A 5,044-nucleotide genomic window follows, 5' to 3' on the forward strand; every position below is an offset into this window, starting at 1 on the left:
GTCAGGGTAATGACGCTTGCCACGACATTGGTAAATATTATCGAACCCATAAGGTCCTTGTCAAGGTCATATGTTATTGCAAGAACCAGCGCGTTACCCGCAGTCGACATTCCCGCCTCAAGGATTGCAACGTTGAAAACAAGCCCTTTAATGTTCAATAGCATCAGCAGAGCGAAAACTATTAATGGAGAAATGACCAGTTTTATTGCGGCTACAACCGCCGAATCTGTGATGTTGTCGGCCACATTGCTGAAATCAAGTGATATTCCAAGGGCAAGCATAATCATCGGAATTGTGGCGCCGCTCAGGTAGTTGAGGATAGTGTCGGCAACGTATCCCACAGGAATGTTTAAAGCGTTGAAAATCAAACCGAAAACCACCGCCCAGAGCGGCATGAACGTTACTGTGTTTATTACCACTTCCCTGGCGTTTCCGGCAAATTTCCTTGCAAGAATCACTCCGTAGGCAACAACCATCGCCGAGGTTGAAAGGTCATAGAATACAGCATTCAGAAATCCTGCCTGGCCGAAAACACCCATGCAGACCGGAAAGCCTATGAAACCTGTGTTCATGATTGATGAGGCGATGAGTATTGTCCAGGTTGTTTTCTTGTCGTAGCTTCTGATTCTGCAGTAGATGTATGCCGGGACTAGAAGCAGGATGCTTGTTACGATTCCCAAAACCGGCAGAAACAGCATGTCATGGGCTATATCTGCGCTTCTGAGGTTTGTAAAAATCATTGCGGGAAGGGCAATGTATAATACAATGTTTGAGATTAAATCCCTGTCTGACTTTTCAAAAAAGCCAACATATTTAAGGATAAACCCCAAAAGCATCATCAGTGCTGGAATCAGAATAACTTCAATCGGACTTGCCATGGTAGTATATTTGCTTTTGGTTTTGATATATTTGATGGAGTTAATTACAATTTATATACTAAATACCTAATAATTAATAATAGAAAACATGAAACTGAATAAACAAATAATCATAATCTTAATCATCATAATTGCCATTTTATCTGTTGGAATAGCTTATGAATTGTTTAAAACAAATAATACCCAAAATGATGTAAAAAATGTTACAACAAACAATACTACATCAAATACAACATTAAATGCAACATTGCAACAGACAGAACCTACAATTTCCGATAGTGGAAAATATGGTTACTGTGCAATTTGCGGTAAAGCATTGAGCTATTCTGAAGCAAGCAATGAATATACTCAGGGAAAAGTATGCGCCGCCTGTGCGCAAAATCCTTATTATCAGTCAGGAGAAGGTGCTGAATATGCAAATGAAAAACTCTTTGAGGCTTATCCCGATGAGTATGCCTGGATGCATGAGGATTCAGATAGTTAAAACTAGTCATTGACAAAATAGGAATACAACTCATCCTTAACTTCATTTTCAATTTTGTATTTGAAGTTGACAATCGGTAATGTTTGGCCCTTATCATTTCTTATTGTGGTTTCTTCCCAGTCAAACGGAGTTACTTGGCCAATATAGTAGAAGTCTTTTCCTTCATCATCCGATTTTTTGACAAACATATATATTCCCAAATCTGTTTTTTCGTGGTTGATGATGGCTTGAGGTTCTTTAGATTCCAGTTTGACTTTGGATCTTGTCATCCATGAAAAGGTCTCTTTATTTATAAAGCAATCCTCATATTTTGTTGACTCGGCAATATCATCGTTCTTTTCATACGTAACAAAGATTGGGCATGTATTGTGCTTTATTCTATATCCATACATTGTTGAGGAATCATCGTGGGGCCAATTCAGGAGCCTGCAAACATCCTTACGTGAGTATTTTTCATATAATTTAAGCTCACCAGTTGAATGATATGTATTTTCATATTTCAGAAGTGCAAAGTTAATCAAATCCTCAAGATGAATCCTATATGACTCCTTTGCTAAAAATTTACTGAACTGTCCTGAAATGTTATAGTTATCATCGAAAAACTGGGTGCGGCCATATCTTGCTTTCTCATTGTTTGTAAAGAAATTCATGTTGAGTAGGTTGATTGCACTTTCGATAGATTTAACTTGATTAACCAGACCATACATTTCATTTAATAAATCGGATATTTTATTTACATTAAAGGATTTGGCATGCATCAAACACTTGAGAATCAAAAGTTCATGAGGCCTCATTCCGTTTGCCAGATTTTTAGAAATCAGCTTTAATGAATTGATTTCATCCGCATCAAAAGGATTTGAATAGTCCTCTTCAACCTTGTCCAAAAACATTGAATAACAGTCAAAACTGGAATGATTTAAAATCAACAACGGATCCATGTCCCCATTTTCATAAAAATCACAAAGCATAGGCATTCTTCCAAGCTTGTATTTCAGATTGTTGTATTTTTCCTTAAAAAGTGCTACCCTTGAAAATGAGGCATTGTTGATTGATTCATAGATGCGCTTTTTAGATATTTCATCAAAGTTGATGGATGAGGCGCCCGGAATGATTTTGTTTCCTTCCATCAGATACTTCCTGATTGTATCCTTGTCATAGGATCTGTCACCGGATAGCGCAATCGGAATCATGAAGTTGTTTTTGTAGTTTCCGATGAAATCCAAAATTACGACAAACTCCTTGTTTTTGTATTTCCTCAGGCCCCTTCCCAACTGCTGAATGAAAATGATTGGAGACTCGGTTGGCCTAACCAGTAAAACCTGATTGATTTCCGGAATGTCCACACCCTCGTTGAAGATGTCGACAGTGAAAATGTATTCCAGTTTGTCCGGATTGTCGTCATTTGTAAGCCTGTCAATAGCTTCGAGACGTTTTTCCTGTGAGTCGTCACCTGTCAAGACTACTGAGGGATGGCCCCTTTTTGTGAATTCCTTTGAGAGAAGTTCCGCTTCCCTTTTTCTTGAACAGAATACCAATGCCTTGATTCTGTCTCCGGAGTATCCGTAAAACTCGGACTTTTCTAAAAGGTAGCTTACCCTTTTATCTGACGCTAACAAGTTAAAGTCCCTGAAATCGTCATCGATTGTGTCATTTTCAAACTCAACGTCAGTAATGCCGAAATAATGGAACGGACAAAGCAAATCCTCCTCCATGGCTTCCTGAAGCCTGATTTCATGGGCGATGTTGTTGTCGAAAAGATCATATATGTTAAAGCCGTCTGTCCTTTCAGGTGAAGCGGTCATTCCAAGGTAGAACTTAGGCTCGAAATAATTGAAAATCTTTTGATAGCTCAATGCACCGGCCTTGTGAACCTCATCGATGATGATATAGTCAAAATGATCTTTGCGGTATTTGGTGTAGACGTCATCCTTGCTCATTGTCTGGATTGTTGCAAAAAGGTATGGTGAGTCATAATTTTTAGAATTGCCTGTAAGCAGGCCGAATTTTTCATGATCGCTGAAAACGTTTTTATAGGCGTTGATTGATTGCTTTGCAATCTGTTCCCTGTGAACCAAAAACAAGAATCTTTTTGGATTGAAATCCTTTACGGCAAATGCTGATGCGTAGGTTTTTCCCGTTCCTGTTGCCGAGACCAAAATGGCTCTGGACTCGCCTCTTTTGATTAGCTTTCTTAAGTTGGCTATGAAGTCCTCCTGCATGACATTTGGAGTTAAGTCCTTGACGTTTTGGTCTTTAAGCTCTTCTGTGATTTTTCTTATGTCCTTAAAGCTTTTGTTGTCGTTGTAAATCTTTTCATATTTCGGCAAAACGTCTTCCAGATTATCTGCCTTTTGCCATAAGTCATTGAATTCCCTTTTGATTTCTAAAAGCATTTCACCTTCTTTCAGGGATGTGAATTCGACGTTCCACTCCTTGTTGACTGTTAATGCATTCATGGTCAAGTTGGAGCTTCCGACAATTCCCCTGTAGATGTCATCCTTTTTGAAGATATATCCTTTGGTGTGAAAGCCTTCCTTTTCCTGGCTGTAGAGTTTTATTTCCAGGTTTTTGAATTCGTTTAATTTTTTTAACGCTTTCGGCTCTGTAAAAGTCAGGTAATCTGTGGTGAGGATTTTTCCTTTAATATTGTTTGCTTCCAGCTTTTTGAATTCCTCAAGAAGTGGAGTGATTCCTCCAAGGGTGATGAACGCGGATGATATGATGAACTCGTCACAGTCCTGAAGCTCGTCCCTGATTGAGTTTATGACCTTGTTTTCTTTGTTGTTGTAGAGAAGCTTCGGTCTGAAGCTGGAGCTGGAGCTGACCTTCTGGTTTATGAATGCGGTTTCAGCGCCTTTAATGATATCTTCGGGGTTCATTAATTGTCCTCTTTTAGATGAGCGATGAGCTCATCAAGCTTTTCGATTTGGAGTTTGAATTCCTCTTCTCTTGGAGTACCTTTGACTTTTTCAAATTTTTTTTCAAGTTCTGCTTTTTTATTTAAAGCTAACTCTAATCTCTTGTCAGACATTTTAATCCTCCATGGTTTCTTTTAGATAATCGATAATCTTAAGGTCTGCAGGAATCCAGTTTACTTGGTCCAATTGGGATTTGGAGAGCCATTTGGCGTCGTTGTGCTCTAGAAGCTTTGGGGTTCCTTTGGTAATTTCTGCTTCAAAACAGGACATCTTTAAGTAAAAAGTAGGGTATTGGTATTCCAGGTCTAGGGCGAACTTTGTGGGTTTGATTGTGCAATCCAGTTCTTCCTTGATTTCTCTGATTAGGGCTTCCTCTTTGCTTTCGTTAGGTTCAATTTTTCCGCCCGGAAATTCCCACATGTTTATGAACTCGCCATAGCCCCTTTTGGTTGCAAGGATTTTATTGTCCTTTTTGATAATGGCTGCAACGACATTTAAAGTTTTCATAAGTTAATCTCCTTATGATTTTATATTTGGCAGCTTGCGTTATAAATGTTATTTATAAATAAACATATTAATTAATCATTTACACTAACAAACTCATAATTTAACAAACCATGATTAAATAAAAGTGTTTTAAGAACTTCTTTAATGAAAATAGCTAAATTATCTTCTTCGATACCTTCATTTCCAGGAGTTAAAGAGAAAGCACCAACAGACGGAATGATCAGATCAGATTCATAAAATCTTTTAGTAACATTTCC

Annotated in this window: 6 protein-coding genes; 1 reads left to right on the forward strand and 5 read right to left on the reverse strand. The window is 38.2% G+C overall.

Going from position 1 to position 5,044, the window contains the following annotated elements:
* A partial coding sequence (locus ACJMLZ_RS03580) for an AEC family transporter (protein WP_405303990.1) occupies positions 1-878 on the reverse strand: 878 nt, incomplete at its 3' end.
* Positions 879-966: 88 nt separating this feature from the next.
* Here ACJMLZ_RS03580 and ACJMLZ_RS03585 point away from each other — a divergent pair.
* Positions 967-1,362, forward strand: coding sequence for a hypothetical protein (locus tag ACJMLZ_RS03585; protein ID WP_405303991.1), 396 nt, complete (start codon positions 967-969; stop codon positions 1,360-1,362).
* A gap of 2 nt (positions 1,363-1,364) precedes the next feature.
* Here the strand turns inward: ACJMLZ_RS03585 and ACJMLZ_RS03590 are convergent, their stop codons facing one another.
* From ACJMLZ_RS03590 to ACJMLZ_RS03605, 4 genes are all read right to left on the reverse strand, one after another.
* Positions 1,365-4,241 carry a DEAD/DEAH box helicase gene (locus ACJMLZ_RS03590; protein ID WP_405303992.1) on the reverse strand — a complete coding sequence of 959 codons (2,877 nt, stop codon included), beginning with the start codon at positions 4,239-4,241 and terminating at the stop codon, positions 1,365-1,367.
* The gene (locus tag ACJMLZ_RS03595) at positions 4,241-4,393 is read right to left on the reverse strand and encodes a hypothetical protein (protein WP_405303993.1); all 153 of its coding nucleotides are present in this window, start codon (positions 4,391-4,393) and stop codon (positions 4,241-4,243) included. Before ACJMLZ_RS03595 ends, ACJMLZ_RS03590 begins: the two co-directional genes overlap by 1 nt.
* Before the next feature lies 1 nt (position 4,394).
* Positions 4,395-4,787 carry a (deoxy)nucleoside triphosphate pyrophosphohydrolase gene (locus ACJMLZ_RS03600; RefSeq protein WP_405303994.1) on the reverse strand — a complete coding sequence of 131 codons (393 nt, stop codon included), beginning with the start codon at positions 4,785-4,787 and terminating at the stop codon, positions 4,395-4,397.
* 71 nt (positions 4,788-4,858) lie between these two features.
* The coding region (locus ACJMLZ_RS03605) for a hypothetical protein (protein WP_405303995.1) at positions 4,859-5,044 on the reverse strand (186 nt) is incomplete at its 5' end.

It is taken from the genome of Methanobrevibacter sp., assembly GCF_045126245.1.
Taxonomy (GTDB): Archaea; Methanobacteriota; Methanobacteria; order Methanobacteriales; family Methanobacteriaceae; genus Methanocatella.